The 4,878-nt window shown below is 67.2% G+C and carries 5 protein-coding genes; 1 reads left to right on the top strand and 4 read right to left on the bottom strand.

Translation table 11 applies throughout. The annotated features are described in order from the left end of the window. The 4 genes from ACE3TU_RS18830 to ACE3TU_RS18815 form a co-directional block, all read right to left on the bottom strand. On the bottom strand, nucleotides 1-1,058 hold a 1,058-nt coding region (locus tag ACE3TU_RS18830; RefSeq protein WP_374627022.1), incomplete at its 3' end, for an O-antigen ligase family protein. Nucleotide 1,059: 1 nt separating this feature from the next. Continuing rightward, a complete protein-coding gene (locus ACE3TU_RS18825; protein ID WP_374627020.1) occupies nucleotides 1,060-2,574 on the bottom strand; it encodes an undecaprenyl-phosphate glucose phosphotransferase in 1,515 nt (504 codons plus the stop codon). A gap of 58 nt (nucleotides 2,575-2,632) precedes the next feature. Beyond that, nucleotides 2,633-3,775: a glycosyltransferase gene (locus ACE3TU_RS18820; RefSeq protein WP_374627018.1), complete on the bottom strand. Its 1,143-nt coding sequence runs from the start codon at nucleotides 3,773-3,775 to the stop codon at nucleotides 2,633-2,635. Nucleotides 3,776-3,784: 9 nt separating this feature from the next. Beyond that, a complete protein-coding gene (locus tag ACE3TU_RS18815) occupies nucleotides 3,785-4,339 on the bottom strand; it encodes a polysaccharide biosynthesis/export family protein (protein ID WP_374627016.1) in 555 nt (184 codons plus the stop codon). A 159-nt stretch (nucleotides 4,340-4,498) separates the two neighbouring features. Between ACE3TU_RS18815 and ACE3TU_RS18810 the strand changes: the two genes are divergently transcribed. Further along, nucleotides 4,499-4,878: Wzz/FepE/Etk N-terminal domain-containing protein (locus tag ACE3TU_RS18810; protein WP_374627014.1), on the top strand; the 380-nt coding region annotated here is incomplete at its 3' end.

Genomic DNA, 4,878 nt, shown 5'->3' with positions numbered 1-4,878 from the left:
GAGACCAGTCCCCGCCAGGCGGTTGACGCGATGAACGCAATCAGCATCAGGCCGCCCCCCCAGCCATAGGCATGCAGCACGTTGACATAGGTGTTGTGGGGCTCTTCCTTCACCCTGAGGTTGCGGAATTCCAGCGGTCCCAGCCCCAGCGGATGCTCCAGCGCCAGGTCGAACGCGTAGCCCTGGCGGCCGAAGCGGCCGCTGTCGCCGGTATCGTAGGCCTGCGTCTGCGTCCGCAGTTCGATGAACGAGCGGACCGGGGGGACACTGAGCGCGCCGGCCGCCAGGACGACCAGCGCCACCGCGCCACCCAGCGCCAGCATCAGCATGCGGGCACGCTGCCTTCCGCTGGCCTCGAGTGCGTACACGAGGCCGTAGGCGATGGCGCTCGACAGTGCCAGATGCCCCCAGGCGCCGCGCGAGAAGCTGACGAACACGCCGAGCGCCAGCACGCCATATGCGGCGACCCCGGCCATCGCGCCGAGCCGCCCGGTTCCCAGCAACACCAGCCGCAGCACGTGAACCGCCGGCAGGATCAGGAACGGACCAAAGACATTGGGATCGTTGAACAGCGCCTTGGCCCGGTCGTAGCGCGTCAGCAGCGCATGCCCGACGCCGAAATAGCCGATCGTCCCCAGCACAGCCGAGAGCAGGGCAGCCAACAGGTAGGCGCCCATGATCAGCTTCATCCGCTCGGCGGGTGCGTCGGCAACGTAGTTGGCGGTCCAGTACGCGGTGAAGAACAGGAAGATCGTCACGGCTTGGTAGACTAGTGCCTCACCCGCCGAGCTGTACCGAACCTGGAATGCGGCGAGTACGGCGAACGGCACGAACAGCACGAACAACGTCAGCAGCGGCAGCGTGCCGCGTCGCAGCGCAAACCCGGCCAGCACCGAAACGCCCATGACGAGGAGAAAGGCAAGTTCGTACGGCGACGGCTCGGTGATCACCATGGCGCCGCAGAAGACCCACACGGCGACCAGCGTGTCGAGGAGCCGCGCGGCGCGGGTCTGCAGCCAGGTGGCGGCAGCTGCGGTGCCGACGGCCCGCGTGGCCATGCTAGAACGCGTTCTGGCGGTACGCGAACAGCGAGAACGGGGTCAGGGCCACGATCTTCATGTCCAGCCAGAGCGACCAGTTTTCAATGTAGTAGAGGTCGTGGTTGACTCGCTGCATGATCTTCTCGACCGTGTCGGTCTCGCCGCGCCAGCCGTTGATCTGTGCCCATCCGGTCATCCCCGGCTTCACCCTATGGCGGGCGAAGTAGCCTTCGACGGCCTCGTAGTAGAGCGTGTTGTCGGCCTTGGCCTGCAGCGCGTGCGGGCGCGGCCCGACGATCGACAGTTCACCGGCAAGCACGTTGAACAATTGCGGCAACTCGTCGATCGAGGTCTTGCGGATGAAGCGCCCGACGCGAGTCACGCGATCGTCGTTCCTGCTCACCAGCCGGGCCGCGCCGCCGTCTGCCTTGTCGACATACATCGAGCGGAACTTCCACATCTCGATCAGCTGGTTGTTGAACCCGTGGCGCTTCTGTCGGAAGAACACCGGCCCGGGACTGTCGAGCTTGATCGCGATCGCGGTCGCGATCATCACCGGGGCGAGCAGGATCAGCGCCAGCGTTGCCACCACCTTGTCGAACAGCCACTTGAACACCCGGCTCCAGTCCGAGATCGGCCGGTCGGCCATGTCGAAGACCGGCACGTCTCCCACGTAGGAATAGGCCTTCTCGGTGAAGCGCAGCTTGCTCATATGGGCCGACAGGCGGATGTCCACCGGCAGCACCCAAAGCTGCCGGAGCATGTCGAGCACCCGCTTTTCGGCCGAGAGCGGCATCGAGACCAGCACGAGGTCCACCCGTGTGAGGCGCGCAAACTCGATGATGTCCGCCACCCGCCCCAGCTTGGCGAGGCTCGCCACCGATTCCGGCGACCGGTCGTCGTTGCGGTCGTCGAACAGCCCGAGAAGCTCGATGTCCTCGCCACCACGAGCCATGATGGCTTCGATCAGCGCTTCGGCATCCTTGCCGCCTCCGACGATCACTGTTCTTCGCCGCAGCCTGCCCTGTCCGGTCCACCGTCGCACCAGCAGGTGCAGAGCGAACCGAAATGCGGCGAGAGACGCCGCGCCCAACCCCCACCACATGCCGATCCACTGGCGTGACAGCACCTGTTCCTTGTCGAACAGCATGACCATCAGCCAGAGCAGGGCGAAGGCAGCGGTCCAGCTGGCCAGCGCCTTCCATGTTTGCTCGGCGAGCCTGCGGTAGGCGGCCACCCGATGGATACGGGCATACATCATGAACACGTTCGCCGCGGCGACGACGCCCAGCGTGGTCGAGACGCTGAGCAGCGTGTCGCCGTCGTTGAGGCCGTAGAGCGCAAAGCCGACGAGGGCCAGCAGCGCCGCTTCGATCCCCTGGGCGACGCTGGCAACCACGGCGGGGGAGTAGGTCCGGTCGACCGGTTGTGCCGCGATCCGGGCGGCCAGCGGCGACAGTTCGGTCGTGCTTCGTCGTGCGGCGCCGGTCTGCACGTGATCGAGCACGGCCTGCTTTGGATCGAGACGGATCATGACGCTACCCTGTGCTTCTTGCTGGCTTTGCCACACTCTAGGCAGCCAGGGGTTTAGGTTAGGTGAAGTCGCGCCGCCCAGTTCTTGCCGCGAGCGCCTGGCGGTACAGCGCCTCGATCCCGTCGGTCATGCGCGCGACCGAGAAGCCGTCCCGGATATGGGCGTATCGCAACCCCGCCTCGCGATCCGCCACATCCGGGCGGTCGAGATAGGCCTGCATCGCGCGGGCGAGCGCCTTGCTGTCCGCCGCCGGAACCAGGCTTGCTGCGGTTGGGCCGAAGATCTCGGTCACGCCGCCGACGTCGGTCGCGATCACCGGCCGCCCCGCGGCAGCCGCCTCGAGGATCACGTAGGGCAGGGACTCGGCGAGCGATGGGACGACCTCGCACCGTCCCCGCTCCAGCGTCGGTCGCGCCGGCTGGACGCCCAGCAGTTGTACCCGTCCCTCGAGCCTCAGATCGGCGATCCGCGATCGCGTGGCCTCGAAATCGGGTCCGCTGCCCGCCATGGCAAGTGTTGCCGGCCGCCCGCCGGGGGCCCGCAGGCCGACGAGCGCATCGAGCAGGTAGGTGATGCCCTTGACGTCGCGAAACTCGCCGATGAACACGAAATCCGCGGCGTCGGGGCGCGGCACGATCGGCACGAACTCGTCCGGCCTGAGCCCGTTGTGGATCACCGGGGCGGGGCAGGTCGGGACGCCGATCTGCTCCGCATAGGCACGGTGGGCGAAGGCACTCTCGAAGATGATCGCATCGGTTGCCCCCATCAGCAGCCGTTCGAACCAGCGGAAGAGCGATCCGACCGGGGATCCCGGCTTGTAGTTCAGCACGCCGCCGTGCGGCGTGTAGAGGGCCACGCGGTGCCGTGCGCCGATCCGCGCGAGTCGCGCATAGAGCCCGCCCTTGGCACCGTGACCGTGCAGGACATCGATGCGCAGCCGGTCGGCGAGCCGGCGGATGGCGAACGGTGTCGTCAGGTCGCCAGTGCCGGCCGTCCGCGGGATGGCGAAGGCGTGGATGCCGAGTGCGGCAAGCGGCGACAGCGCGCCCAGCCGCTGCGCCGACAGACCGTCCGTATGCAGCTTGTCGACCACGATGCCGATCTGGTGCCCGCGCGCGGCCAGTTCGTGCGTCAGGTCGGACACGTGCCGGAACAGCCCGCCCACCGGGGCGCGCAGGATCAGCAGGATGCGGAGCGGCACGTCCGGCATCTACAGCCAGCGCTCGGAGACCACCAGGGTGTCACCCGGATAGATCGGGAAGTCGAGGCCGACGATCCCCTTGACCATCTCCTTGCCCTGCCGGCGATAGACGATGGCCCTGGTGCGATCCGCCGTGTCCGAGAAACCGCCGGCGGTGCTGATCGCAGCACGGACCGTCATGCCGTAGACATAGGGGAACTGCCCGCCGGTCTTGACCGCGCCCTGGATGTAGAACGGCCGGTAGGTCTCGATCTCGACCGCGACGCTGGGCTCGCGGATATACCCGGCGGCAAGGGCCGCCGTGATCTCGGCTGCCGCCATCTGGGTTGTCTTGCCGCGCACCGGTACCGAGCCGATGAGCGGCAACGCCAGGGCTCCGCCATCGTCGACCCGGTAGCTGCGCGACAGTTCGGCCTCGCCATAGACGCTCACCCGCACGACGTCGCCCGTGTCGAGGGCGTAGGGCCCCTTCACCGCGACGAGGTAGGTCGATGGTTTGCCGTTGAGGGCGCAGGCCGCGAGCGGCAGCACGAGGAACAACAGCAGGAGACGCAGCCAGCGCATGGCAATCCCGGGGACTCTGATCAGCAACGCAGTTTCGCCGGCCCATGGTTAACATTCTGCTTAGGACCCGGGGTCGCCGGTTGCACTCTGGTGGCGCGCTTAACCGAATGCTTACCACGTTCGCGGCATAGCTTGCGGGTGAGTAGCAGAGGTAGGCCGATGAGTACCGAAGGTGAGCGCGCCGAGGACCTGCGGATGGACATGGGCGCCGTGTTCGGCGCCTTGACGCAGCGCGCCCTGCGGATCGGTCTGGTTACGCTGGTCCTGCTGATCGCGACGGCGGCCGTCCTGCTGATCCTGCCCCGCACCTACGAGTCGTCCGCCAGCCTGCTCGTCGAGCAGCGCGAGAACATCTACACCCGCGCGGCGATGGAGCAGCCGGCCAGTTCCGCCTCGGTGGACACCGAGGCGCAGATGTCGAGCCAGATCCAGCTGATCAAGTCCCGCGACCTGCTGCTCGAGGTGGTCGATTCCGAGAGCCTGCGGTCGATTCCCGAGTTTTCCGGCGTGGGCTTTTCGCCCGTCGGCTTCCTGCTGCA

It is taken from the genome of Devosia sp. (genome assembly GCF_041917035.1).
Lineage (GTDB): Bacteria > Pseudomonadota > Alphaproteobacteria > Rhizobiales > Devosiaceae > Devosia_A.
Note: the sequence above shows the minus strand (reverse complement) of the source record. Positions and strands in the feature narration are given on the sequence as shown.